Annotated in this window: 27 protein-coding genes and 2 pseudogenes; 17 read left to right on the top strand and 12 right to left on the bottom strand. The window is 70.2% G+C overall.

The annotated features are described in order from the left end of the window. The first annotated feature begins 13 nt into the window (after positions 1-13). The 3 genes and pseudogenes from ACEQ2X_RS07130 to ACEQ2X_RS07120 all read left to right on the top strand — a co-directional run bounded on the left by ACEQ2X_RS07130 (position 14) and on the right by ACEQ2X_RS07120 (position 1,579). Positions 14-316 (top strand): helix-turn-helix transcriptional regulator, encoded by a 303-nt coding sequence (locus ACEQ2X_RS07130; RefSeq protein WP_370325100.1) that lies wholly within the window; start codon positions 14-16, stop codon positions 314-316. Next, positions 316-1,191: pseudogene (locus ACEQ2X_RS07125) on the top strand (HipA domain-containing protein); the annotation flags it as partial. The gene ACEQ2X_RS07130 and the pseudogene ACEQ2X_RS07125, both read left to right, overlap by 1 nt. Then, positions 1,151-1,579, top strand: coding sequence for a HipA domain-containing protein (locus ACEQ2X_RS07120; RefSeq protein ID WP_370325122.1), 429 nt, complete (start codon positions 1,151-1,153; stop codon positions 1,577-1,579). The pseudogene ACEQ2X_RS07125 and the gene ACEQ2X_RS07120, both read left to right, overlap by 41 nt. Positions 1,580-1,902: 323 nt before the next feature. On the opposite strand, the gene ACEQ2X_RS07115 is transcribed toward ACEQ2X_RS07120, so the two are convergent. Further along, positions 1,903-3,531 carry a DUF222 domain-containing protein gene (locus ACEQ2X_RS07115; protein ID WP_370325099.1) on the bottom strand — a complete coding sequence of 543 codons (1,629 nt, stop codon included), beginning with the start codon at positions 3,529-3,531 and terminating at the stop codon, positions 1,903-1,905. Between the two features lie 430 nt (positions 3,532-3,961). Continuing rightward, positions 3,962-4,816, bottom strand: coding sequence for a hypothetical protein (locus tag ACEQ2X_RS07110; RefSeq protein WP_370325098.1), 855 nt, complete (start codon positions 4,814-4,816; stop codon positions 3,962-3,964). A gap of 73 nt (positions 4,817-4,889) precedes the next feature. Between ACEQ2X_RS07110 and ACEQ2X_RS07105 the strand changes: the two genes are divergently transcribed. Together ACEQ2X_RS07105 and ACEQ2X_RS07100 are read left to right on the top strand one after the other, a co-directional pair. Then, the gene (locus ACEQ2X_RS07105; RefSeq protein ID WP_370325097.1) at positions 4,890-6,788 is read left to right on the top strand and encodes a cell wall-binding repeat-containing protein; all 1,899 of its coding nucleotides are present in this window, start codon (positions 4,890-4,892) and stop codon (positions 6,786-6,788) included. 486 nt (positions 6,789-7,274) lie between these two features. Continuing rightward, positions 7,275-10,292, top strand: coding sequence for a cell wall-binding repeat-containing protein (locus tag ACEQ2X_RS07100; protein WP_370325096.1), 3,018 nt, complete (start codon positions 7,275-7,277; stop codon positions 10,290-10,292). A gap of 636 nt (positions 10,293-10,928) precedes the next feature. Here the strand turns inward: ACEQ2X_RS07100 and ACEQ2X_RS07095 are convergent. Both ACEQ2X_RS07095 and ACEQ2X_RS07090 read right to left on the bottom strand, forming a co-directional pair. Continuing rightward, entirely contained in the window at positions 10,929-11,462 is a 534-nt protein-coding gene (locus ACEQ2X_RS07095) for a DUF6036 family nucleotidyltransferase (RefSeq protein WP_370325095.1), read from the bottom strand. 4 nt (positions 11,463-11,466) lie between these two features. Continuing rightward, positions 11,467-11,790: a hypothetical protein gene (locus ACEQ2X_RS07090; RefSeq protein WP_370325094.1), complete on the bottom strand. Its 324-nt coding sequence runs from the start codon at positions 11,788-11,790 to the stop codon at positions 11,467-11,469. Positions 11,791-11,923: 133 nt separating this feature from the next. Between ACEQ2X_RS07090 and ACEQ2X_RS07085 the strand changes: the two genes are divergently transcribed. The 5 genes and pseudogenes from ACEQ2X_RS07085 to ACEQ2X_RS07065 all read left to right on the top strand — a co-directional run bounded on the left by ACEQ2X_RS07085 (position 11,924) and on the right by ACEQ2X_RS07065 (position 15,458). Beyond that, the gene (locus ACEQ2X_RS07085; RefSeq protein ID WP_370325093.1) at positions 11,924-12,841 is read left to right on the top strand and encodes a tyrosine-type recombinase/integrase; all 918 of its coding nucleotides are present in this window, start codon (positions 11,924-11,926) and stop codon (positions 12,839-12,841) included. 16 nt (positions 12,842-12,857) lie between these two features. Further along, positions 12,858-13,307 carry a lamin tail domain-containing protein gene (locus tag ACEQ2X_RS07080; protein ID WP_370325092.1) on the top strand — a complete coding sequence of 150 codons (450 nt, stop codon included), beginning with the start codon at positions 12,858-12,860 and terminating at the stop codon, positions 13,305-13,307. An 85-nt stretch (positions 13,308-13,392) separates the two neighbouring features. After that, positions 13,393-13,992, top strand: coding sequence for a cell wall-binding repeat-containing protein (locus ACEQ2X_RS07075; protein ID WP_370325091.1), 600 nt, complete (start codon positions 13,393-13,395; stop codon positions 13,990-13,992). After that, positions 13,968-14,021 (top strand): annotated as a pseudogene (locus ACEQ2X_RS07070) (hypothetical protein); the annotation flags it as partial. The gene ACEQ2X_RS07075 and the pseudogene ACEQ2X_RS07070, both read left to right, overlap by 25 nt. A gap of 24 nt (positions 14,022-14,045) precedes the next feature. Further along, positions 14,046-15,458: a hypothetical protein gene (locus ACEQ2X_RS07065; RefSeq protein ID WP_370325090.1), complete on the top strand. Its 1,413-nt coding sequence runs from the start codon at positions 14,046-14,048 to the stop codon at positions 15,456-15,458. Between the two features lie 138 nt (positions 15,459-15,596). Here ACEQ2X_RS07065 and ACEQ2X_RS07060 read toward each other — a convergent pair whose 3' ends face one another. Both ACEQ2X_RS07060 and ACEQ2X_RS07055 read right to left on the bottom strand, forming a co-directional pair. After that, positions 15,597-15,965 carry a type II toxin-antitoxin system VapC family toxin gene (locus ACEQ2X_RS07060; protein WP_370325089.1) on the bottom strand — a complete coding sequence of 123 codons (369 nt, stop codon included), beginning with the start codon at positions 15,963-15,965 and terminating at the stop codon, positions 15,597-15,599. 2 nt (positions 15,966-15,967) lie between these two features. Continuing rightward, a complete protein-coding gene (locus ACEQ2X_RS07055; protein ID WP_370325088.1) occupies positions 15,968-16,213 on the bottom strand; it encodes a type II toxin-antitoxin system Phd/YefM family antitoxin in 246 nt (81 codons plus the stop codon). Positions 16,214-16,279: 66 nt separating this feature from the next. Between ACEQ2X_RS07055 and ACEQ2X_RS07050 the strand changes: the two genes are divergently transcribed. Then, entirely contained in the window at positions 16,280-16,519 is a 240-nt protein-coding gene (locus ACEQ2X_RS07050; protein WP_370325087.1) for a ribbon-helix-helix protein, CopG family, read from the top strand. Further along, complete coding sequence (locus tag ACEQ2X_RS07045) at positions 16,516-16,926, top strand: type II toxin-antitoxin system VapC family toxin (RefSeq protein WP_370325086.1); 411 nt, start codon at positions 16,516-16,518, stop codon at positions 16,924-16,926. The genes ACEQ2X_RS07050 and ACEQ2X_RS07045 overlap by 4 nt, the downstream gene beginning before the upstream one ends. 86 nt (positions 16,927-17,012) lie before the next feature. Here the strand turns inward: ACEQ2X_RS07045 and ACEQ2X_RS07040 are convergent, their stop codons facing one another. Both ACEQ2X_RS07040 and ACEQ2X_RS07035 read right to left on the bottom strand, forming a co-directional pair. After that, complete coding sequence (locus ACEQ2X_RS07040; protein WP_370325085.1) at positions 17,013-17,408, bottom strand: PIN domain nuclease; 396 nt, start codon at positions 17,406-17,408, stop codon at positions 17,013-17,015. Next, positions 17,405-17,608 (bottom strand): type II toxin-antitoxin system VapB family antitoxin, encoded by a 204-nt coding sequence (locus tag ACEQ2X_RS07035; protein WP_370325084.1) that lies wholly within the window; start codon positions 17,606-17,608, stop codon positions 17,405-17,407. The genes ACEQ2X_RS07040 and ACEQ2X_RS07035 overlap by 4 nt, the downstream gene beginning before the upstream one ends. A 112-nt stretch (positions 17,609-17,720) precedes the next feature. Here ACEQ2X_RS07035 and ACEQ2X_RS07030 point away from each other — a divergent pair, with 112 nt between their 5' ends. After that, positions 17,721-18,305, top strand: a complete 585-nt coding sequence (locus tag ACEQ2X_RS07030; protein ID WP_370325083.1) for a Uma2 family endonuclease — start codon at positions 17,721-17,723, stop codon at positions 18,303-18,305. Between the two features lie 42 nt (positions 18,306-18,347). On the opposite strand, the gene ACEQ2X_RS07025 is transcribed toward ACEQ2X_RS07030, so the two are convergent. The 3 genes from ACEQ2X_RS07025 to ACEQ2X_RS07015 form a co-directional block, all read right to left on the bottom strand. Continuing rightward, positions 18,348-18,764 carry a PIN domain-containing protein gene (locus ACEQ2X_RS07025; RefSeq protein WP_370325082.1) on the bottom strand — a complete coding sequence of 139 codons (417 nt, stop codon included), beginning with the start codon at positions 18,762-18,764 and terminating at the stop codon, positions 18,348-18,350. After that, a complete protein-coding gene (locus ACEQ2X_RS07020) occupies positions 18,761-19,000 on the bottom strand; it encodes a DUF6364 family protein (RefSeq protein ID WP_370325081.1) in 240 nt (79 codons plus the stop codon). The genes ACEQ2X_RS07025 and ACEQ2X_RS07020 overlap by 4 nt, the downstream gene beginning before the upstream one ends. 128 nt (positions 19,001-19,128) lie before the next feature. Beyond that, entirely contained in the window at positions 19,129-19,362 is a 234-nt protein-coding gene (locus ACEQ2X_RS07015) for a hypothetical protein (protein WP_370325080.1), read from the bottom strand. A 303-nt stretch (positions 19,363-19,665) separates the two neighbouring features. Here ACEQ2X_RS07015 and ACEQ2X_RS07010 point away from each other — a divergent pair, with 303 nt between their 5' ends. Further along, on the top strand, positions 19,666-20,217 hold the full coding sequence (locus ACEQ2X_RS07010; RefSeq protein ID WP_370325079.1) for a hypothetical protein: 552 nt from the start codon (positions 19,666-19,668) through the stop codon (positions 20,215-20,217). A 12-nt stretch (positions 20,218-20,229) separates the two neighbouring features. Here the strand turns inward: ACEQ2X_RS07010 and ACEQ2X_RS07005 are convergent, their stop codons facing one another. Next, complete coding sequence (locus ACEQ2X_RS07005; protein WP_370325078.1) at positions 20,230-21,375, bottom strand: ATP-binding protein; 1,146 nt, start codon at positions 21,373-21,375, stop codon at positions 20,230-20,232. Positions 21,376-21,456: 81 nt separating this feature from the next. Between ACEQ2X_RS07005 and ACEQ2X_RS07000 the strand changes: the two genes are divergently transcribed. The 3 genes from ACEQ2X_RS07000 (at position 21,457) to ACEQ2X_RS06990 (ending at position 24,422) form a co-directional block, all read left to right on the top strand. Next, entirely contained in the window at positions 21,457-21,690 is a 234-nt protein-coding gene (locus ACEQ2X_RS07000) for an AbrB/MazE/SpoVT family DNA-binding domain-containing protein (protein WP_370325077.1), read from the top strand. Further along, on the top strand, positions 21,674-22,099 hold the full coding sequence (locus ACEQ2X_RS06995; RefSeq protein WP_370325076.1) for a type II toxin-antitoxin system VapC family toxin: 426 nt from the start codon (positions 21,674-21,676) through the stop codon (positions 22,097-22,099). Before ACEQ2X_RS07000 ends, ACEQ2X_RS06995 begins: the two co-directional genes overlap by 17 nt. Before the next feature lie 100 nt (positions 22,100-22,199). Further along, a complete protein-coding gene (locus ACEQ2X_RS06990; protein WP_370325075.1) occupies positions 22,200-24,422 on the top strand; it encodes a cell wall-binding repeat-containing protein in 2,223 nt (740 codons plus the stop codon). Positions 24,423-24,479: the final 57 nt, after the last annotated feature.

The following is a 24,479-nucleotide window of genomic DNA, read 5'->3' as shown; positions in this document are numbered from 1 at the left end:
CACGAGGGTCTCCATGCGCATAACCGCCACACAACAGGTCGCCGCGCTCATCGTGGACCGTCGGGCCCAGCTCGGCCTGACCCAATCCGATCTCGCGGAGGCCGCCGGCGTCACCCGCGCGTGGATAAGTCGGCTCGAGTCCGGGGCCCACGACCTGCGACTCAGCACCCTCCTCGCCGTCCTCGACGTGCTCCACATGACGCTGACCGTGGCTCCCGAGACCGTCGCGGGCGACACCGGCCCGGTGCCCGGTCCAGATGTCCTTGATGACATCATCGAACGCTCGGTCGTCAGCCGTCCGGCGGACGATGGGTGATGAACACCGGAGACCTCGCCGTCTGGCTGCACGGTCGCCGCATCGGCACCCTCACCCGCGCCGATGGGCGGCTGACGTACACCTATGACACCGACTACCAGTACCGCGACGAGGCGACTCCGCTGTCGCTGGCGATGCCACTCCGCCGGAGAACCCATCCCGATGCCGTCGTCGGCCCGTGGATCGCAGGACTGCTGCCCGACAACGATCGCACTCTGCGGCGTTGGGCCCGTCAGATGCAGGTCGCCGATCACCCCTTCGCGCTGCTGTCCACTCCGATCGGACTCGACTGTGCCGGCGCGGTCCAGTTCACCCGAGACGACGACCCGCCCGACGACACCGGTGACCTCCGCTTCCTCGACGAGGACACCATCGGCGTACAGCTCTCCGAGATCGCCACCGCCTCCAGCACAGACCGGCCGCTGCCCGACGCCGGCTACTTCTCCCTCGGGGGGGCGCAACCGAAGATCGCACTGACCCGCATCGACGACCGCTGGGCACGGCCGAGCGGCAGCCGCCCCACCACCCACATCATCAAGCCGGCGGCGGTGGCGTTCGACAACATGACGCTCAACGAGCACCTCTGCGTCCAGACGCTCAGGCGGCTCGGGATCGCTGCCGCCGACAGCTTCATCCACCACTTCGGATCCGTCCCCGCGTTCGTCTCCGTCCGCTACGACCGGCGCACGAGCACCGATGGGATGGTCGTCCGCGTGCACCAGGAGGATCTCTGCCAAGCACTGGGCTACCCGCCGGAGTCGAAGTACCAGAACGAAGGCGGCCCCGGCGTCCACGAGGTCGTCAACCTCTTGCGGGACAACGACGTGGAGGTCGATGTCAACCGGTTGTTCGACCTCCTCATCTGCACCTGGTTGCTGGGCGCGACCCTGTCTGCACGCCAAGAACCTGTCGGTGCTCCTGGCAGGCAGCTCCGCCCGGCTCGCCCCCGCCTACGACATCGCCAGCGCGCTGCCCTACTACCACCGCCGAGAGCTGAAGCTCGCCCTGAAGATCGACAGCCACTACCACGTGCACAAGATCGCTGGACGGCACTGGCGCCGTCTTGCCGACGCTGTGGGCATCGACGGGCACGCCGTCTTGAGGCGGATCCGATCCCTCGTCGATGCCGTTCCTGACGCATTCGAGGAGGCCGTCGCCACCACGCCGGACACGGGCGCGGGCGAGGATCTGGTCTTCATCACCGGCCTCGGCGAGAGGCTGCACGATCACCTCGCAGCTTGCCGGCGGGCCTTGGACCACTGACCACCCGGACCGGATGACCGGGTCGATCCGGTCCGGTGGCAGGGCCGTGTCCTCGGTCACAGGGACGTGCTCGTCGGTCTGCTCGGCCGCCTGAGAGACAGGGCTGGCCTTCACGAGCACCGTCCGTTCCGCTCGTGCCGCCGGCACATTGGTGCGCCGGACATCTCTTCTGCGAAGGGTCCGACGCGCCCCGGGCCCGGATCGTTCCTTGAACGAGGCCCCCGTCCCGATGCATGAGCGGGGGCGGGATCGAGATCGGGGCGGGTCAGCCGGTCCGCATGCCGGACAGCCTGGTGGCCCCACCGTGGTTGGTGGGGTGCGGGTCAGAGGGGTAGTCGTCCTGGTTCCGGCCTCGGTCTGGCCCGTGCGGCAGGTCGTGCTGGTTGGCGGTCGGGCCGGTCAGGTGGTCGTCTGCCGTCTCCCCTGGCGGGGTCGCGTGCGACGGCGGGTTCCGCTGTGACTGTCGGGTCGCGGTCGGGGGTGAAGCAGACGGTCCGCCTGATGTGGCGGCCGTGACGGGTCCGCTCGATGGCCACGGTGACGGTGTCGAACTCGTAGGTGAGCGTCCAGCCGTCGTGGTGCACTGCGGTGTGATGCCGCTTGCACAACGGGACGCCGTTGGCCTGGTCGGTGCGGCCGCCGTGACGCCACCAGATGATGTGGTGCAGATCGGTCCAGCCGATCGGCCGGCCACACGCCGCCCGGTCCGCGATGGGGAACGCACAGCCGCCGAAGGTCACCTCCGCGGCCCGGTACTGCGCGGTGGTCCACCGTCGGGTTTCCCGGCCGATGTCGAGCACCTGCCCGGCGGCGTCCACGATCGCGCGGACCAGCCCGGCGTCACAGCCGAGCCGTCGGACGGTCTCTGGGGACAGCCACGAGCCGAACTGGCCCCGCCCCGCCTCGTCGCCACCCAGCAGGGTGTCGACCGGTGCGGTGACGGTGACGTGTGGCTTCACCCCCTTGACCGTCCCCAGGTCGCCCGCCTTGACCGCCGCACCGACAAGGTCGACGAACGCGTCGGCCTCGACCTGCTCATAGCTGCGGCGTTCCGCCTCGGGGGTCTTGGGGTCATCGGGATGGCGGGCGGCCTGCATGGCCGCTTTGAACATCTCGTAGTCCGCCAACGGCATCCGGCCCGCGTAACAGCCCATCTGCAACTCGTCATCGACCCAGTCCCGATGCGACCGGCGGGACTGCTGGGCGGCAGCCGAGGCCTCCATCGCATCGGGATCCGCCGCCCGCGCTGCTTTGGCGGCATCCCGCACCTGATCAGGCGACTCGCCACCCTTGGCCCGCCCGAGGAGCTCGTCCCGTCGTGCCGCCCGCTCCGCCGCCGCCCGCGCCTCCCGCTCCGCCGCCTCTCGTGCCGCCTGTTCGGCCAGCTCACGTTCCCGCGCCGCCGCCGCAGCCGCCAACCGGGCACGTTCGGCCAGCGATGCCGCCTCCGCCTGCGCCCGACGGTCGGCCTCCTCCCGCTCGCGTCGCGCCTCGTCCTCCGCCGCCCGCCGCGCCCGCTCCGCAGCCTCCTGATCGGCCTGCTGGCGCTCCGCCGCGGCCACCAGCCCCTGGGCGTGCGCCCGCGAGATCTGCCCCGCGGTGAGCGCGTCGAGCACCCCGTCCAAGCCCGCCATCACCACCGCGGTGCGGACCTCCCGCCGCGCATGCCCGCCAGTCAACCGCATCGTCTGCGCCAACCACGCCGCGGTCGACACCGCCCCCTCCGCCCCCGCCACCCCACCGTCCTCGGCCAGATCGATCAGCCGCACCCGTGCCGCAGCGACCGCCGCATCGATCGACCCCACCCCCTCCGCCAGCACGGTCACCACGCCAGGATCGATCCCTCCGCCCTCGTCGATGGCGGAGGCGAGCCAGCGGTTCAACGCCCCAAGACCCTCCAACGCACCGGCGACCGCGACCACCGGATCCATCGCCTTGCCATCCCCGTACATGACCCGAACATACGTTCTTCCAACAGCAAGATCAAGGGGTTTCCGGCGAATGAGGACAACCGCCGCGACGCCCCGACAGGTGGGTCAACACATGTGGGTCGAGTGGTTGATGTGACAAGAGGCGTGGCTACGAATCCTGCTCGCCGTCCCTGACGTACGTGGCCATGCCCCACCCCGGCCTCGGCGACCAGGTCGAAGGACTCCGCGAGGTCGCGTGGTGCCTCGCCCAGGACCGCCCCGGCGAGGTGCGCGTTGATCGCCGCCGCGGTGTCGACCAGGTGAGATGCGCACCTCTCCACGGCACGACGGGCCACCCGGTCCTTCTCGAGGCGTTCCACACCCACGGGTCCGACCGATCGCAGGTCCTCGAGCGCCTCGGTCGTGAGGCGGAGCCTGGCCGCGACCGACGCGGGATCGAGCCGGCGGGGAGTCATCGCTCGGCCATCAACTCGAGATCGAGCTCGACCAGCCAGCCGAGCTCCATCGCCATGCCCACCGCACGCATCTGCTGTCGCGCGTACAGCCCTGCGTCGTCCTCGTACAGCGGTAGGCCGTCGCCCAGGGCTCGTGCCTGGGCCAGCACTCCGGCGGTCGAGAGGCCGATCCGATCGCACAGCTCGTCCAGGCGGCCGTCCTCGGCGGCGTCCAACAGCGCCGCTCTGGCGGATCTACGGCGGGTCCGCCTCAACCCACACCGCCGCGTCGTCACCGCGGACCTCCGCACAAGGACATGCGTGCACTCCTGCACGAGCTCGACGCTGGTCTCCATCCGGAGGCGCAGGTAGGCGTCCCAGTCGTCCGGGTCGACGTCGAGGGCGACGACGCGCAGCTCGGCGGGGCCGACCCTGACCGGGGAGAGCGAGGAGGTCTCGGCCAACGGGTCCAGCGTCACCAGGTCGGTGTCGACCGTCCGGCCCCTGACGGTCTGATCGGAGGACGTGGTGCGCGGTCCCTCGGCGGACGGGGTTCCTTCGCCGATCCTGATGGTCACGGGCGTGTCGGCGGGGAGGGGGTCTGCGGGCCGGAACGCGACCCAGCGGCCGTCCATGCCTTGATCGACCAGGGCGCGGGTCGTGTCATCGGCGTCGACCTCGTCGTCGGTGGCCAGCCGGACGTCGCGGGCGCCGCCGTCGAGGAAGCGGTCATCGACATCCAGCTCACCGCGGACTGCGTCCGCGACACCGACCAGCTGTTGTGGCGGGAACAAGGGCAACGTCGCCTTCGACGTCGGCCAGGTCACCTGGGACGGCCCGGGCTCGAACGACGGATCGAACGACGAGCTCATCCCACCGGGCAGCGTCTACTGGTTCACCACCACCGACGCCGGCGGGCCCAACACGACGATCGTCGACGTGGTCGTGCCCGACATCGGAACCGACTCCGACACCAAGACCCACAACAACAACGCCTGCGACGGCACCGAGGGGATCGAAGTCGACGGGACCTGCCAGAACGGCACCGACTTCGCCTTCACCGTCACGCGGACCGGCAGCTACAACATCGGGCAGGCCGCCCTCGAGTACTCGACGGTCGAGGACGCGGAGAACGCCGACCGCTTCCCGCTGCTCGACAGCCACCTGGTCAGTCCGACGACCCAGCAGGAGGTGACACGCAGCCTCCCCGAGGGCACCGAGACCATCTACCTGTACTGGTACGGCGAGCAGTACGGGAGCGTCGCCACCGGCGACGAGCTGTGCACGACCACCCCGCTGGAACCCGGCCCCGGTGGGGTCGCCATCTGCGCGGACGGTGAGACGGGCCAGTACATCTTCCGGATCGACAACCGGGACCCCGATTCAGCCATCGCCGGCGGGCGCATCGCGTGGGAGCTGCGCGGCAGCGGCCAGTCGCCGATGCCTGAGGGGACCGTGGCCGATCCCATCCCCGCCGGCGGCCAGGGGTGGGTCTACGTGACCGCGACCGCAGGGACCCTCTACCTCAGCGTCGACGGCGGCACGTTCTTCAACAGCGGGGACTCGGTGAACAGCCGGGCCTGCGGTGTGGAGGGTGAGGGAGGGAACTCCCTCGCCAACGGCGACCTGCGCGTGGACCTGCTGTGCGAGTCCGGCGACTTCGTCGGCTATGAGGTCACCAACGACGGGGTCCGGGCCACCTTCGCCAAGCACGACCAGTTCGGGGCGACCGAGGACCCCCTGGACCGCGTCGGGCTGGACCCGAGCATCCCGGCAGGCGGGTCGGACGTCTACGCGCCGGGTGACCCCGGTGTCGGCGACGCCTTCTACCTCTACCAGCACGGCGTGCTCGTCGACTCCGCCTTCGCCGAGGACTGCGAGCCGCCGCCGTTCGTCCCGCCAGGCCCGGACCCGGTGGTGCCACCGGCGCAGGAGGTCCCCGAGCCGACCCGCCTCGGTGGAGATGAGCGGATCGAGACGTCGGTCATCAACTCCCAGGAGCACTTCGAGGACGGCGAGGCCGATGCGGTGGTGGTCGCCCGCCAAGGCATCTTCGCCGACGCCGTGACCGGCACGCCGCTGGCTGCGAACGTGAACGGCCCCGTCCTGCTCACCTTCACGGACTCCCTGGCTGACATGGTCGCTGAGGAGATCGACCGCGTCCTCGCCGCTGACGGCACCATCTACATCATGGGTGGGGTCGAGGCGCTTACAACCGACGTGGAGGCCGCACTGCAGGCTCTCGGGTTCGACGTCGTGCGCATCGCCGGCGTGAACCGCTTCGAGACCGCGACGCTCACTGCCGATCGGCTGGTGGACGGCGGCTTCGCCCAGACCGACCAGGTACTGCTGGCCGATGGTGGGGACTTTGTCCCCAGCACCGTGGCCGGTCCTGCCGCGGTTGCCGTCGACGGCGTGGTGCTGTTGACCTCCGACTCCACCATGCCGCCCGAGACGGCTGCGTGGCTGGCTGACCACGCCGGCGTCGACGTCACCGCGATCGGTGACGCGGCGGCTGACGCCGCGCCGGACGCCGGCGCGGTGACTGGCGATGACGAGCCCGATCTGTCCGTGGCGGTGGCTGAGGCCTTCTTCGACGCCCCGCCGGCGATCGGCGTGGCTACGTTCGCGGCCTTCGCCGACCCGCTCACGGGTGGGACCCACATCGCCCTGAATGGCGGGCCGCTGTTGTTCAGCACCCCCGACGAGCTTCCCGCCGTCGTGGCCGACGTCACGTCGGTTGCCGGGACGGTCGAAGAGGTGTTCATCTACGGCGGCGTGGACGCGCTGTCTGAGGATGTCGCGACCGATGTCGAGGAGGCCCTGGCCGCGGCTGAGGGCTAGCTGCAGCAGCGCGCCACACGACCGGCGGGTCCTCTTCGGGCCCGCCGGTTCGTCATCCATGGATCCGGAGCTGTCCGAGCATCGACGGTGATTGATTCGAAGACGGCCCGACGGTGGAGGGCAATCCCCTGCCGGCGGGCGCGGCAGGGCCCCACCTGTACGGATGGCGGTTGGACTTCCTTGCCCGGTCCCCTAGAGGTCCCTAGCCTCCGACACCGGTCGAAGGAGGTTTGTTGGGACCAGCCGTAAGGGAGGGCTCCTGACGTACGTCTGTAGACCCGGAGGCAAGCCTGAGCCAAGTCATGGCAAAGGCGTGCCCCCGAACTGAATAGGGGAGGCACCACCTAGTGCGCAGCCGAGGCGCGCCCCTCACCGGGGCAGCCGCTTGCGACCCAACCGGTACGACCGGTGCGCGGGTCGGGTGCGTATGAGGTCGGCGCCGAACCGTTCTTCTTGGAATCCCGAGGCTCTAGGAGGCCTTACACAATGACAATCACCCAGACTTCGCGCCGGTTGGCGCTGGTCGCGGTTGCTGCCCTCGTGGTGGCGCTGTTGCCGCTTGGGGTGGCGTCCGCACAGGACACCGATGGGAACACTGTGCTGTCGCTCCAGGGCACGACCAACGTCGAGTACTCGGTGGCATGGTCCCAGGTGGCCTACCCCGAGGTCGACAACGAGGACGACGACGACACCAACGACGGGCCCGCCCGCGTGCTGGTCGGTCGTGACGACGTCTTCGCCGACAACCTCGCATCGGGTGCGCTGCAGGACGACTCCGTGCTGCTGCTGACCCCCGGCGATGCGCTGTCCGAGCTGACCGCCTTCGAGATCGAGCGCCTCGGCGCGGACGACGTCACCATCCTCGGTGGGGTCGACGCTGTCTCCGAGGACGTCGAGGACGAGCTCAACGAGCTGGTCGAGGGCGAGGTCACCCGCCTCGGTGGCGACACCCGCATCGAGACCGCCATCGCGATCGCTGAGGAGAACGGCTCGAGCACCGCGGTGCTGGCCCGTGGCTTCGGCGGCGACGACGAGACCCAGGCCTTCGCTGACTCCCTCGCCGCTGGCGGGTGGGCTGCTGAGGATGACGCCAACATCCTGCTGACCCAGACCGAGGTGCTCACCGGCAACACCGCCGCGCACATCGAGGAGGCCGGCTACGACACCGTCATCATCGTCGGTGGTACCTCCGCCGTCTCCCAGGACGTCGAGGACGCTGTCTCCGAGATGGTCGACGACGTCCAGCGCGTCGAGGGTGAGACCCGCTTCGAGACCGCGGTCGCGATCGCGAACGCTCGTGGCTACGACAGCGCCGCTGACGCCGAGGGCACCATCCTCGTCGACGGCCAGGGCGCCAACGCCTGGGCCGACGGCTTCTCCGCCGCTCACGTGAGTGGTCAGGGCAACCCGATCGTGCTCGCCAACTCCGCTTCCGACTCGCTCCCCGAGCCCACCATCGCCTTCCTGGCTGGTGACGCTGCTGAGTTCGCTCAGGACGAGGACAACATCGTCGGCTACTGCGGTTCCACCGTCCCCTCCGAGGTCGAGGACGCCGAGGGCGAGTTCGCCCAGGACGTCGCTGACCAGTGTGGTGAGTTCGCCGAGGCCCTGGACGCCACCGTCACCCCGGTGGAGCTCATGACAGGTGAGGAGCCGCCCCCGCCGGCGGGCAACCAGGCGTTCGATGTGACCCCGCAAGAGGCTGCTGTCAACATCGTGTCTGAGGCCGCCGGCGTCAACGTCAACCGTGGCTCGCGGACCTACACCGTGAGTGGCCTCGACGATGCCACTACGTACCGGATTGAGCTCATTCCGACTGATGAAGTCACGACCGGCGAGGACGGCAACGTCTCCTTCGGTGACAACGAAGGGACCGCCAACCAGGCCGACGACCTCGGCAACACCGCTGCGCGAGTTGAGACTGTCAACGGTGCCGCCACGGACAACGCGGATTCGCAGTCGGCTCAGCCGTCGAACGGCACGCTGACCTTCACCGTCGACTCTGAGACGGCCAACGTAAGTGTTGTGCCGGTGGTCTATGTGGACTCCGACAACGACGGCGAGCTGGACCTGACGGTTCCTGAGACCGCGAACAACCAGCCCAAGCTGCCGACCGAGCCTTTCGGCATCGGTGGGTCCAAGCAGTGGGTCCCCGCTGAGGCCCAGAGTGGTGAGTTCAGTGTGGACGCCACCGTCGACGCAGAGGATGTCGAGATCACGAACGACGACCTCGACTTCTTCGTGGCTGACCCTGACAGTGGCCCTGACGAGGCCCCGACTGACCTTGGGTTCCGTACCTACTACTACGACTCCAATGACTCCTTCCGGGTCAACGGGGCCCCCGTCACCATGGAGGCCTTCGAGACTCAGCTGAGCAGGGGCGATGGTTTCCTTACTTCGACCTATGCTGCTGATGAGGCGCTCGTCAGCACATTCAACCTCAATGACACTGATCCGGCTCCTCTGACAGTGGCGTCGTCCGATGTGACTCCGACATCTGTTGAGCTTGACCTCACCGGCGTTACTGCCGGCGCGACTGTCAAGGTCTACGGTGGAGCAGCTGCAACTGACGCGTCCATGACGCGGGCCAACGCTCCGTTGCTCGTTACCACGACTACAGACGCGGACACGACGGAAGCCGGATTCCAGGTCAACATCACCGACCTTTCGCCTAACACCCGCTATGAGTTCTGGGCTACCCAGACGGTTGATGGTGATGAGTCCAGCCTTGCTCCCGCCACCGACACGGGCCTCGTTGTCAACACGGGTGCTGCTCCGTCGCCTATCTCCGTCGCGAGCGCAATCAGCGATGGCCCCGGTGCCGGCAACCAAGCGAACATCCTGGATGCCGGTGACACCTTCTCGTTCCAGTTCGACCGTGCCATCACGGTCGCTGACAGCGCGTCGTTGACCCTGATCGACGACGATGGGACCGCTGCCACAGTCACCTGTGGGTCAAACGCCACTTGCACCGTCTCTGGCACGAACAGCAACATCCTGAATGTGGCCATGACCTTTGGGCCTTCAACCCAGAACATCGGCGGCACTGCAGGACTTGCCTTCGATACGGCTGGCGCTGACTTCTTGGAGGTCCGGACGGCATCCGGTATCGGCAACAGCGTTGCCGGCTGGAATCTTGCTGGATCTGGCGAGGTCCTTCCGAATCGGACGCGTGTCCTTGCAGGCACGAACGCGGACCTTCCGGCAGCGCCGGACACGACTGAGGTCGTTCCTGACGCAGCCAGTGACACCGTGACCCTCACGGACGTCACGGCCGATCAGGCTCAGGCAGGGGACGTCTTCAACGTCTACGACGCGCAAGGCCGCCTCCTCGGCAGCGCCACCGTGACAGGGCCCGCTCCGACCATGGCATCTGTGGCCACCAACCGCGATCTCGTCGCTGGCGAGACGCTCTTCTACACCATCACTGACTCCAGTGCAGGAGGCGCCGCAACGGCACCTATCAGCCTGGAGAGTGCTTCTTCGACTGAAGCTGCCGTCTAGGTAGATCAAGTCCAGATATGCGCTGGGAGCCCCGGTCCGATGGACCGGGGCTCCCGAGCATTGGCGAAGTGATCAGATCGACTTGCCGGGAGAGCTGCGTATTTGCGAGTTGCGTCTTGGTGAAGTGGGGCGCGTAAGAAGCCGGGTCGCAAATTGGGATGACCGGATGCGCGTGTTGGCCTTGACGAAACATGTGCGACGGAATGACTGGCCTCGAATGCGTACAAAGGAATGATGGTATAGTTTGCTGGCAGATCTATTCTGATAGATCACCGGGTCCCCGGCCTCTTCACCGGCCGGGGCCCCGGTAAGACAAGCAAGTAGCTAGGACAAGCGGCCCGGTCCCCTTCGTGGGGCCGGGCCGTTCGTCATGTGACCGATCGTGTCGCTGGCCACAACACCTCCTGCGGGCAGCGGCCCCTCGGATGGTGCGCCTGGGTCAACGGCAGCGGCCGGCGGTCGATCGTGCCGATCGTCCTCTGGACTGATGTGGAGGTACGAAGTCGGCGTCATCCACGCCGTGTCGGCGAGCGATGACCGCATCAGGTGACCGTGCTTCAACGCTGCGGCGGGTGAGCAGCTGCGCGACCAGAACGACGTCCTTTGACCCGCTCGGGTCAGGAGGTGGGTAATCAGTCAGGCGTCGCCACCGGGACCGGATCGAGCGACGGCCAGGCCCCGCAGCAGGTGGCGTTCTCCGGCGGTGGCGTCCACGGCGTCGATGCGCCGAAGAAGCTCGTCGGTGTCGAGCAGTCCGTGGGACAGCACCGCACGGCAGAACGTCCGGTCCTGGGGCCGTCCCGCGAGCTGCTTGGCGACCCAGAGGTCGTGGGGTTCCAGGCACCACGCCACGACCCCGCCGGTGTCTGCGCGCTCGAAGCGGACCAGACGGTCCTCCCACCCCGACGGCAGCCGTGCCGTGGTCCGATCCACCCCTTGGGCGTAGACCCCGAAGGTGTCGTGGAACGGTGACAGCTCCCCGATGGTTCCGTCGATGAGGTCGGCGGACTCCGGAGAGCCATCCCTTGTGAGCAGGTCGGCTTCGATGCTCAAGATCGCCGGAGGTGGGAGTTGCTCCTCGGTGAACGAGCCCAGGATCGACTGGCTGCCGATGACCAGCAGCTCGTTCACGTCGAGGATGGCCCCGGCAGCGCGGACGAGATGGGCCAACTGCTCACGCCGCATCGCGGACCGCCCGCCAGATCGCCCACCGGTCCTGCGCGCTCAGCACGCCGGCGAACGGGCCGGCCTGCCGCAACCGCATCCCCTCCGGGCTGTCATCTCGAAGTGCCTCCTCGATCGCCGGAGGACCCGCGTCGATGATGGCGGCCCACCGGTCGAACAGCACCGTTGCGTGGCCAGCGCGATCAGCGTCGCGCAGGCGAGCCAGCTGCGTCCGCGCGTGAGCGGTGACGCCCGCAGGATCCTGCTGCAGCCGCTCGATGAGCCGGGCATGGAGTGCTCGGCTGAAGTCGTCGCGACGGCGCTCGGACTGCATGCCGACGATCCTGCCAGACGATGCGCGCCTCAGCGGCTCCCAGGGACGCGCAGCCGGCCTCGCTGCGCGCTCATCCACAGGGTCGCGGAACTTGGCGCTGGGCGCCTGTGGCCACGTGTCACGCTCAGGTCCCATGCCTCCCGATGCCCCTCCGAGCTGGGCGGCGCTGATCGACGGGTTCATCGCCCACGAGCGCGGCGTCGCCGGCCTGGCCGACGAGACCCTCCGCCACCGCCATCTGCACCTGCGGACCTTTGCGCACTGGTGGGACGCCACCCACCCCGACCGGTCCCCCACGACGGCCATGCCCGCGGACCTCGCCGCGTTCCTCGTCACCGAAGCCGACCGCGGACTGAGCGCCTACAGCCGCCGCGCCGAGCTCGTGGCCCTTCGTCGCTTCTTCGCCTGGCAGCGTCTCACCGGACGCGTCGACCACGACCCGACCGAGGGTCTGGAGGCGCCGTCGCCGACGCCCCGCGCGATCGAGGTGTACGCGCCGGCTGACGTCGTGGCCATCCTCGACCACACATCCGCCCTGCGTGACGTGCGGGGCCGGATCCGCCATGCGATCGTCGCGACGTTGCGGTACACGGGCATGCGGTCGGGGGAGCTGCGGTCCCTTCGCCTGGACCGCTTGGACCTCGATGCCCGCCAGGCCCGCGTCATCGGCAAGGGCGGCCGACCGCGGACGGTCGTGCTCCCCGAACCCGCGGTCGCGGTCCTCGACGCGTTCCTCACCGACATCCGTCCCGACCTGCCCGCATCGCCGTTGCTGCTGTCGAACCCCGCGCCGCAGGTCACCACCCCGCACCGCGGGTTCAGCCACGAAGCGGTCTACCGGGAGGTCGAGTTGGCCGGTCAGGGCGCGCGGGTCCCTGGCCGCCACTTCCCCCACCGGTGGCGGCACACCTTCGCGACCGAGCTGGTCCGGGCCGGCGTCGACATCCACGTCGTCCAGCGCCTCCTCGGGCACACCACGATCCACGCGACCGTCGGCTACACCCACCTGGTCATCGACGATCTCCACCGCAGCCTGGAGGGCATGTGGTGACCGCTACGCTCCCGGGATGCGCAGGAGGTGGATCGGGAGCGTGCTGGTGCTGCTGGCCGTCCTCTGGGGGTGCGGGGGTTCAGACGGCGAGATCCGCCACGACCGGCCGGCGGACGACGCGGCAGCCTATCCGACCGCGTACATCGCGGCGGTCGTCGCGGCGGTCGACGGTGATGACCTGGCCGTGGACGGCGGTGAGCACGTGGTCGTCGCCTCAAACTTCGACCAGCGCACCGACATGGGCGGCTGGGCGCTCGAGGACGCCGACGGCACGCGGCTGCCGCTCGGCATCGGCCGTCAGCTCGATCCCGGTGGGGAGCTGCGGATCCACACCGGCTGCGGTACGGAGACCGACGATGCGGTCTTCGCCTGCCTCGACACCGAGGTCCTGGACGACGGTGGTGACACCGTGCGCCTGCTGGACGCCGCCGGCGCTGAGGTCGACGCCTTCCGGTACGGCGAGTAGCCAGGCCCCACGGAACACCCTCCCGCGGCGCATGGCCGGAGTGCGATACTCCTCGGACAGGCGGCAGGGACGAGGAGGTCCGGACATGCGGGCACGGACGATCGTGGCGATCCTCGGGGTGCTCGGGGTGCTGGTCATCGCCGTCCCTGTCGGCGGGCAGGAGGCCGACGACACGATCTTCATCGCCAAGGACGACGAGCAGCCGTCGAACGCCGAGATCGCCGCCCGCCTGTCCGAGGGGACGTTCGCGACCGCCGACCGGGTCGTCCTGGCCCGTGACGACGACTTCGCTGACGCGCTCGCCTCCGGAGTCCTCCAGCAGGACGCGCCCCTCCTCCTGGTCTCCCGCGACGGCATGCAGCCGCGCGTCGCCGAGCGGCTGGGCGAGCTCGCCCCGCAGGAGGTCGTCCTCCTCGGCGGCGCGGCCGCCCTGCCTGCCGCGATCGCCGACGACCTGACCGACCGGGGCTACGCGGTGAGCCGGCGCGAAGGCCCCTCCCGGTTCGAGACCGCGGTCGCCATCGCCGAGCGCGACGCGCCCGACGCCACCGCTGCGATCCTCGTCCGCGCCTTCCCCGCCGCGGACTCCACCGACCCGACCCGGCGTTCGCCGACAGCCTCGCGGCCGGCGGCCTGGCCGCGGAGAACGGCTGGCCGGTCCTGCTCACCCAGACCGAGCAGCTGACCGCCGCCACACGCAGCTACCTGGCCGCCTCCGCCATCGAAGAGATCTACCTCATGGGCGGCACCGCGGCGATCTCCGACGCCGTCCAGGCCGAGCTCACGTCCCTCGGCATCACCGTCACCCGCGTCGCCGGCGACGCCCGCGCGGACACCGCCATCGAGGTCGCCAAGATCCGCGGGGCGGACTCCGCCGCCGACGTCGCCCGGGTCACCCTCGTCGCCGGCGAGGACCCCGACGCCTGGGCCGGCGGGTTCGCCGCCGCGGCCCACTCCGCGATGTTCGACGCCCCGATCGTGCTGGGCCGCGAGGGCGGCCTGCCGGGCGTCACCACCGCCTGGCTCGAGGGACCCGCCGACGCCGACCAGACCTTCGCCCAGGCGCCGACCGACCCGCAGGGCATCCGCCTCACCTGCGTCGTCGACCCCGACGTCTGCCGCACCGCCCGCGATGTCCTCGACCTGCCCCCGATCGCCGACGACCTCGCCCTGGCGGGGGAGTGCCCGGGATTCGACACCGCCCGGCTGAGCGGTGACGGCTCGACGATCGTCTACCTGGCCACCCAGGGCTGCCCGCACCACAGCGGCGGCACCACCGCCGTCGGGGTCGTCGGCGTCGACCTGGCCACCGGCGAGGCCACCCGGGTCGGCTTCGGATCGCCCGGCGCGGCCCAGCACCTCGCCGACGTCAGCCACGACGGCACCGTCGCCGCGGTCACCGTCGTCCTGGACCCACAGACCGGCGAGGAGGTCGGGGTCATCGCCGACCTGGCCGACGGCTCCCTCACCCACCTGCCCGCCACCGCCGGGATGGGCTTCGGTGACGGCCACCAGGTCCTCGCAGACGGCGGCGACATCGCCGTCACCGCGCAGGCCTGCGACGCCGGCGCCTGCCCCACCCTCCACGACTGGCGCGCCGAGACCACCCGAACCGTCCCGACCGACCTGTGCGACGCGATCCACGAGGCGACGACCACAGGAGCCAGCAACTGCTACACGGCCCTGGCCGTCGACGAGGCCGCCACGACCGTCGTCGCCCACGGCGAGGAGCTCGGCACCGACGGCCAGCCCACCGGACGCCTGCTGATCGCCAGGACGACCGTCGCGACCGGCGACGTGGACATCGCCGCGCACGTCGCCGCCGAGCCGGCCCACTGCCGGCTGGTGATGGTCACCGACGACACCGCCACGGCGCTGATCCGCTGCGGGACGACCACCAGCCTGCTCGACCTGGCTCACGGCACCGCCACCGACCTGGGGGAGGGGGAGGGGACCGCGATCACCCCGTCCGGCGACCGGGTCGTTCTGACCGTCGAGGCCGCCCGCGTCATCGACCCCGGCGGCGAGGTCCTCGCCGAGGGACCGGCGGGCTCGCGCGGGCTCGCGATCACCGACGACGGCGCGACGGCGCTGATCGCCGTCGACGGCGGGCTCGACCTGTTGGACGTCCCGACGGCTCCGTCGGGCTGACCGTCGGACCACGCATCGCTGCTAGTGGTGCCGCTCCTGGAGGACGGTCAACCACCATCAGCCGATACAACGACGAGGGAGTCGACTTCGGGCGACGAGCGACGCCGCGAGGTCCGGACGCCGGCGCATGCCGCCGGCTCAGGCCGTGAGGATCGTCACGTCGTAGGTCCGGATGTGGTCGTCCTGGGTGACCAGGACCAAGTCCTCGGCGTTGGCTTGCGCCACGAGCATCCGGTCGAACGGATCCTGGTGATGCGCCGGCAGACGGGCGGCGGCCAGGACGTGCCGTACGGACACGGACAGGGCGGTGAAGGCGTTGTCGGACATCTCCCGGGCCAGATCCTCCGGGCCGGTCAGCTTGCCGAGGGCCTGCTTGATGCCGATCTCCCACGCGGAGACCGCCGACACGACCACGAGCTCCGCTTCGGCGATGGCTTCGCGGGCTCGATGGCCCAGGCGTTCGTCGTCGGCCAACCACCAGAGCAGGACGTGGGTGTCCAGCAACAACCTCAGGGCTGCTCCCCCCAGAAGGCGTCGATGATCCGCTCATCGGGTTCGTCGAAGTCGTCGGCCATCCAGATCTGGTTGCGTGCGCTCCCCGGTGTCCTGCGGACGGGCACATCCAGCTTGACCAGCCGAACCAGCGGTTTGCCGGCACGCCCGATGACGACCTCTTCGCCCGCCAGTGCACGGTCGATCAACCTCGAGAGGTGTGTCTTCGCCTCGTAGACGTTCACGGTCTCAGGGATGCCCATGCGACACAGCGTGCCACCAGTTGGTCTAGTTGACCAGAACGCCACGGAGCATAGTATGGTATGTGCATGTCCTACAGCGAACGCACGCAGGTGCTCCTCACCCGGAGTCAGCGGGACAAGGTCGAGCGTCTCGCTGCGGAGGCGAAGCGTTCGGTGGGTCAGGTCATCCGGGACGCCATCGATGCCTACAACCAACCCGATGCCAACCGCCGCCGCGAGGGTCTGGACGCCTTGATGGCGCTGAACGCGCCGGTCGGTGACTGGGAGGACCTGGAGAGGGAGATCATCGACGGCGCGGCCGGATGACGCTCTACGTCGACACGTCGGTGATCATGTACGCCGGCGGTGCAGATCACCCGAAGCGGGACGGGTGTCGCGCCGCACTCCGGGCGGTGCTCGATGGGGCCGAGGACGCCGTCACCTCTGCTGAGGTCGTCCAGGAGATCCTCCACCGGTTCGGGCGGGCTGACCGTCAGATCGGCACCGCGATGGCGCAGTCGACGATCACGATGTTCGCGCCGCTGGTCGCGATCGACGATGCGGTCATCGCGAGGGCGGTCGATCTCTTCGCCTCGATGCCACGGTTGTCCTCTCGCGATGTCATCCACGTCGCGGTGTGCAGGGAGCTCGGGATCGACCGGATCCTGACCGTCGACCAGGACTTCGATTCGGTGGGGGGACTGACGCGCGTGGACCCCGACACGTTCCTCTGAACCGGCGGTCGACCGGTTCACCGGGTCAGCCGTCCTCCACCGATCTGTCGTGGCGAGGTGATCTGGCGCGGACACGCGAGCTGCGGTCAGCGCACCTCGTGGACCCGCAGCGGTGTGTGGCGGGCCAGGACGTCGTAGTCCGCGTCGGCGTGCAGCAACGACGCATCGGCGTCGATCACCACGGCGGCGATCAGGCAGTCGATGAGCTTGGGGACGGTCTCACCGCGACGACGACACCGACGGTACAAGGCCGCCGCATGGTCGTAGCTGGCGGCGTCGGTCGGCAGCTGGGCGGCACGGGCGAGCAGCCCGCGGAGCTGTGCGACGTGGTGGTCGTCTCGCCCACCGGCCAGGACCTCCATGCTGATCACGTCCGTGACGGCCAGGTCCTCTGCGTCGAGGAGACCGTCCACGGTGTTGCACACCGCGGAGTCCGTGCCGCGGAGGAACTCGACCCAGGCCGAGGTGTCGACGACGATCATGCAGTCCGGCCGGCCCGCATCTCAGAGAGGTCACCGTCCCACCCCGACCCCATCAGGGCTCGGGCGTCGTCGAGGTCGAGCGGCTCGGCGGCCAGTCGCCTCAGTGCCAGGTTCACAGCTTCGCGCTTGCTGCCGAGCCGGAAGCGTTGCATCACCAGCTGGACAGCCCGGTCGTCGAGGTCGATGTTTGTGCGTGTCATACACCAACGCTACACCACCAGTCCCCGAACCTCGTCGCGGACGTAGGCTTGTCCACAGCGCCGATCGATCGGTCGGTCTGACCGTCGACCGATCCGGCACCCTCCGGTGGAGATGATCACGGTGACCACGCCCGCCCCGCCCGTCCGCGAGCTGCCCGAGGCCTTCCGACCCCTCCGGTCGGTGGAGTTCCAACGGCTCGTCGACCTCGGGCTGTTCGAGGGCACCCACGTCGAGCTGGTCGGAGGGGTGCTGGTCGAGATGAGCCCGCAGGGTCCGTTGCACAACACCGTCCTACGGCGGATGAACCGGGTGCTCGTCCTCGCGGCCGGTGACGCCTTCGAAGTCGGGGTGCAGGTGCCCCTCGACGTCGATGACATCACCCTCCCCGAGCCGGACTTCACCATCGTCCCCGCCGGCCGGTTCACCGACCGCCACCCCGACGCGGCTGTGCTCATCGTCGAGGTCGCCGTCACCTCCGGCCGCTTCGACCTCGGGGAGAAGGCCCGCCGCTACGGCGCGGCCGGGTTCGGCGAGTACTGGGTCGTGGACCTGGACCGCCGCTGCGTCCACGTCCACCGCGATCCCTCACCGGACGGGTGGGGATCCGTCGTCCGCCACACCGCCGGCGAGCTGGCCGCGACCGCGGTCCCCGGCCTGGTCATCGACGTCGCCGACGTGCTGTCCGTGGCTGGCTGAGCTGGTCGTCGGAGGCCGGCGCGTCTCCAATGATCCTCGAGGTCAGTCGAAGGGGGAGCGGATCTCGACGTCGGCGATCCGCTGGCCGGCGTTCAGATCCTCGGACCAGAGGATCGCGCAGTCGAGCTCGCTGGCGCTGCGGAGGATCATGGCGTCCCAGAACGAGATCTGGTGCTGCTCGGACAGCTCGGTCGCGGCGACCACGTCGTGTGGGAGGGGGGAGTGCGTGCGCCACCTGCTGAGGACCCGCAGCCGTCCTCGGGCACGATCCGGCGGGAGCGGCACGGCGATCTTCCGCACGGCGTTGACGTAGAACTCCTGGAGCACCTGCACGGACAGCGCACCACGTCGGGTACGTCCGAGCTCCCCCACGAGTGCCCGCGCGCGGTGGTGGCGGTGACCGGCGTCGATGTCGTAGGCGTACAGGAGCACGTTCGTGTCGACGAACTCCGACGTCATCGGATGTGGAGATCATCGCGGGTCCAGGTGATGTCACCCACCCGCAGTCCGATGCCGTCCGCCATCAGGGACTCCTCCTCAGCCCAGGCCTGGTCGTAGTGGGGCACGTCGCCGACCAGCTCCTCCAGGAGCTGCGCGACCAGCGCGGACACCGACGTGTCCCGCTGCGCCGCCAGGACCTTGGCGCGCCGTACCAGCTCCTCGGGCATGGACAGCGTGATGTTCTTCGTCGTCACCGTGAATCAGTGTAGCGCGACATCACGTGTGGCTTACCGCGGCGATCCGTCAGAGGTCCTCCGCCCACGTCCCGTCAACGCCCGAGTCGACGAGGTCGCGACGACGACCGGCGCGTCGCCGACGACGGTCATCGGCGCTCGGCGTCCCGATGTCCGATGATGGTCTCGGCGTCCAACCGGCTGCCCGCGTGGGCCTTGCGCGCCCGCAGCCTGTTGAGGACGGCCTCCGGGTCGGGACGGCGGGCGAGCTCGACGAGCTGGGCCAGCAGGTACTCCTGGAGTGACCGGCCGGTCCGGGCGGCACGTGCGGCGAGTTCGTTCCGCGTCGCCTCGGGAACGTCCCTGATGGTCACGGAAGGCATGCTCGCATCCTGCTGCTGGAACCTGCGGTCCACAACCAACGTTTCGCCGTGCTGCTGATCGTCCCACCCGACGGCGTCGACCCCGCGACCTTCGACTGCAACGATGTCGACGAGGACGGCCCGCGGACCGGGGATCCACGCCGAGCGCGCGGGGTCGGTGGACTGGGTCGATCCCTGAGCGAGCCGGTGGTCGGGACCGGATGGCGCCGCCCCGGCGCTCCCGCTGTGGACAAGCCAGACGGCCGGGGCGGGTGACACCGTACGCTGCGCTGGACGTTGACGCCTGCGGGAAGGAGGTGGACCATGGCGGTGACCGACGACGAGCGCGCAGTCCTGGGCGATCACCTCGACCGCGTGCTCGGGACCGAGGCAGCCCGGATAATGATGGCCCACCTGCCCCGAGGGGGCGCGGACGAGGTCGCGACGAAGCAGGACATCGCGGACCTCCGGACCGAGCTGCAGCGCTTCGCCACCAAGGACGATCTGCAGCGCTTCGCGACCAAGGCGGACCTCGAGCGCTTCGCCACCAAGGACGACCTGGAGCGCTTCGCGACCAAGGCGGACTTGGCGAACCTCCACACGGTGTTCCACACCAAGGACGAGCACGCCGCGTTCCGCGCCGAGGTCAACGAGCGCTTCGCCGCACAGGAGTCCCTCCTCCTGCAGCTGCTGGAGCGCGTCATCAGGATCGAAGGTGCGCTCACGTCGGTCGGCCACGAGCTCCGGGCAGAGCTGCGCGGTGAGCTGAACGCGGCCATCACCGGTCAGACGCGGGCGGTCATCATCTCGCTCTTCGGGATGGTCGTCGTGCTGTGCGGGTTCATGTTCGCGCTGCTGCAGGCCACCCAACCCTGACCCCGGTTCGCCTCACGTGCCGAGCAGCGCCGCAGGCACCACCGCGATCCCGTCCGGCCGACGGTAGGCCTCGTGACCGGTGGTGACGACGAGCGCGTCCAGGAGTCCGTCGCCGAGCTGATCGGCGAGCCAGCGGAGGTGTCGGACGTCGTGGTCGTCCACCGTCTGTGACAGCTTGACCTCGATCGCCACGACTCGGTCGTCGTCGCGGATGACGAGTAGGTCGACCTCCCGCGCACCACCCTTGGTGCGGAGGTGACCGACCCGTGCCCCCGCGGCCTGGGCGTAGACGCGGATGGACTGGGCGACCAGGGACTCGAAGAGCGCCCCGAGCAGCGTCCCGTCGCGCGGCATCGACATGGCGCCGGACCGGCCGTCCAGCAGCTGCCCCGCCCCGACGCCGAGGAGCCGCGCCGCCAGGGCGGGATCAGCCAGGTGGTGCGTCGGGGGCTGGGTCAACCGGGTCAGCCGTGAGCGTGTGGGCATCCACGCAGGCACGGGATCGAGGATCCACAGGCGTTCGAGCACATCCATGTAGGGCTGGACCGTCGTCCGCGCCGGCGGGTTCCCCTGCCCCGAGGACGCCGCGTCCCGGATGGTCTCGTAGGCGGCCTGGGTGCCGGTGGCGCCGGCGTACGCGGTCAGCCAGCGGCGGAGGGCCGCGGGGTTGCGCAGGTCGTGGCCGGCCTGCGGGAAGTCGCGCTCGACGATCCGGTCGAGGTAGCCGTCGAGGAGCGCCTGGCGAGCTCGTCCGGCGTGAGGCCGGATGCCCGGAAGACCGCTGGCGAGGATCTCATCGACGTACCGCTCCAGGTCGACGTCGCACTCGCCGCCCACCGCGGAGCGCCCCCCACTCGCCAGCACCTCGAGGCTCACCGATGGCACGGCCAGACCGCGTTCGGCGAGGCTCAGGGGACGCATCCGGACGCTGACGATCCGGCCTGCACCCGAGTGGCGCCCGCCGCCGCGGTCCGGGGAGGCGCTACCGGTCAGCAGGTACGACCCCGGTTCGGCACCACCGTCGACGCGTCGACGGACGTCGTCCCACAACCGGGGGAGGTGCTGCCACTCGTCCAACAGAACCGGAGCGAGGGACTCGAGGACCCGGGCCGGGTCCGCGGCGACGATGGCGCGGCGGTCCGGATCGTCGAGCAACACGGTCGTCCGAGCGCGCTCCAGGCACGTCGCCGTCTTCCCCACGCCCTTCGCACCTGGTTCGCGGGTGGTAGCGTCGATGCCATGCGTGCAACCATCGACAAGGCAGGCCGGTTGGTCATCCCGAAGCCCCTGCGCGATCGGCTGGGTCTCCGGCCGGGAGAGGTCGAGCTGACCGCGGACGGGACCGCCCTGCGCGTCGAGCCTGTGACCTCTGACGAGCTGGTGGAGGTCGAGGGCCGCCTGGTCATCCCGCCCACGGGAACCGGGATCGATGCCGACGTGGTGCGGGCCCTGCGGGATGCCGACCGCCGCTGACGCCGCGCTGCTCGTCGACACCAGCGTGGCGGTGCCCCTCGTGGTCAGCGATCACGAGGACCACGCGGAGGTTCGCGACGGTCTCCGCGGACGAACCCTCGGTCTCGCCGGACATGCGGCGTTCGAGACCTACTCGGTGCTGACCAGGCTGCCCGCGCCGTTGCGCCGCAGCCCGTCGGCGACCCAGCGGCTGCTCACGGCGAACTTCCCGGCCACGCGCTTTCTCGACGAGGGGGCCACCGCCGCCCTCCGCGAACGACTGGCGCACCTGGGGATCGCCGGCGGGGCGGTGTACGACGCACTCGTCGGTGCGACGGCGCTGCACCACCGGCTTCCGCTGGTCACCAGGGACCACCGCGCGACGGGGACCTACCGCAAGCTGGACGTCCCCCTGTGGTCTCCCCGCTGACGCCCACCCTGTCCGGCCGTCCAACGCGGGACCGTGCGCTGGCGGACGTCTCCTCGTTGAGACCCGCGAGGAACCCGCACACCCCACCACAGGAGGATGCATGTCCACCACGCCCACCAGGCGACTGACGTCGCTCGCGCTCACCGCCGTCGTGGCGCTGATCGCCGCGCTGCTCGTCGCCGCCGCCCCACCCGCCTCCGCCCAGGGCGGTGACCAGGCGCTCGCCCTCGACGCCGAGGACAACGTCGCCATCGCCATCGACTGGTCCGAGCTGGCCTTCCCCGACGGCGCCGACGAGGTCCTCCTCGGCCGCGAGGACCTGTTCGCCGACAACCTCGCCTCCGGCGGCCTGCAGGCCGGCGACGGCACCGACGGCACCACCGGCCGACCGCTCCTGCTGACCCCCGGCGACGCCCTCGACGAGCGGGTCGCCGCCGAGCTGAGCCGGCTCGCGCCTACCACCGTCCACGTCCTCGGCGGCGAGAACGCCATCGAGCAGTCCGTGGTCGACGAGCTCGAGGCCGCTGGCTACACCGTCAACCGGTTCGAGGGCGAGACCCGCACCGAGACCGCCGTCGCGGTCGCCGAGACCGTCGACGCCGACACCGCCCTCCTCGTCCGCGGGTTCGGCACCGAGGGCGGCGACGCCACCCAGGCCTTCGCCGACACCATCGCCGCCGCCGCGTGGGCCGCGGAGAACGGCTGGGCCGTCCTGTTCACCCAGACCGACGTCCTGACCGCCTCGACCGCCGCCCACATGGAGGCTGCCTCCTACGCCCAGGTGTACGTCGTCGGCGGCACCGACGCGGTCAGCGCCGAGGTCGAGGCCGAGGCCGACGATCTGGCCGGCGAGGTCACCCGCGTCGAGGGGGACACCCGCTTCGACACCGCGGTCGCCATCGCCGCCGAGCGCGGCTACGCCACCCACGACGACGCCGGGCTGAGCATCCTGGTCGACGGCCAGAGCGCCGACGCCTGGGCCGACGGGTTCTCCGCGGCCGCCCTGGCTGGCGCGAACGGCGCTCCGGTCGTCCTGGCCAACTCCGCCACCGACGCCCTGCCCGCGCCGACCGCGGAGTTCCTGGCCGGCGACGAGTCCCCCCTGCCCGACGTGGACGCACCCGGCTTCGCCCAGGCCGACACGACCGCCTACAGCCTGATCTGCGGCCCGACCGCCCCCGACGGCCAGTGCGAGGAGGCCGCGGAGATCCTCGAGCTGACCGTCGTCACCGAGACCGACGGCCCCGCCACCGATGGCCAGGACCTCACCGTCACCCCCGCCGAGCCGGGCGAGGCACAGGGTGAGGAGACCCGCGAGTTCACCGCCACCGAGCTGGAGGCCGGCACCACCTACACGATCGCGCTGGTCCCGGCCGAGAACGTCCAGGTGTCCGAGGCCGGCGCGGACGCCACCTTCACCGCCAGCGAGGACGGCACCGCTGCCGGCCTCGGCGACACCGACGCGACGATCCCGCAGGTCAACGGCGAGGACGTCGCCACGGCCGACGACGTGCAGACCGCCGAGCCCGCCGAGGACGGCACCCTCACCTTCACCGTCGGCGGCGACACCTTCGACGAGGTCGTCGAGGTCGTGTTCGTCGACGCCGACGAGGACGGCGCGCTGGACCTCGACGAGGACGGCACCCCGATCGAGGAGGAGCTGTACGGCGTCGGCGGCCCGACCCGCGTCCTCCCCCCGGCGGCTGACGGCACGGTCGGCCTGCAGGACGCCGACATCCTGTACGTCGACTACGAGACCGGCGTCTTCGCCACCGCGGACGCCACCTACACCCCCGACGACGACGACGCGATCCAGGTCGTCGACGAGGCCGACGCGCCGCTCAACACCCCCTCGCCCGGTCCGCTGGGCGCCTGTGACGGCTCCGAAGACATCACCGTCGAGGAGCTCCTGGCCGTCCTGACCGTCGGCGACCAGATCGACGGCTCGTCGGCCGCCGACCCCGAGGGCACCGACACCCTCTGCATCGAGGACGCCACCCCGACCGCCCCGACGGCAGCCGAGGAGTCCGTGACCGACACGTCGATCACCCTCACCCTCACCGACCTCGACCCCGAGGCGGTCGTGACGATCTACCAGGCCGCGGAGCCGGCGGAGGGTGAGGACCCGGCCGCCGACCCGGAGAGCGACGAGGTCCTGCTCGGCGACGCCGCCGACACCGACCCCGAGACCGAGGGGATGCAGGTCGTCCTCGACGGCCTGACCCCGGAGACGGAGTACCACCTGTACGCCACCCAGACCCTGGGTCCACAGGAGTCCGACCCCTCCAACATCGTCACGTCCACCACCACGGCCCGCAGCTGATCACGACGGTCGGCTGACAGCGCGGTCCCGGTCACCCACGTGGCCGGGACCGCCGCC

The organism is Euzebya sp., assembly GCF_964222135.1.
GTDB lineage: Bacteria > Actinomycetota > Nitriliruptoria > Euzebyales > Euzebyaceae > Euzebya.
Note: the sequence above shows the minus strand (reverse complement) of the source record. Positions and strands in the feature narration are given on the sequence as shown.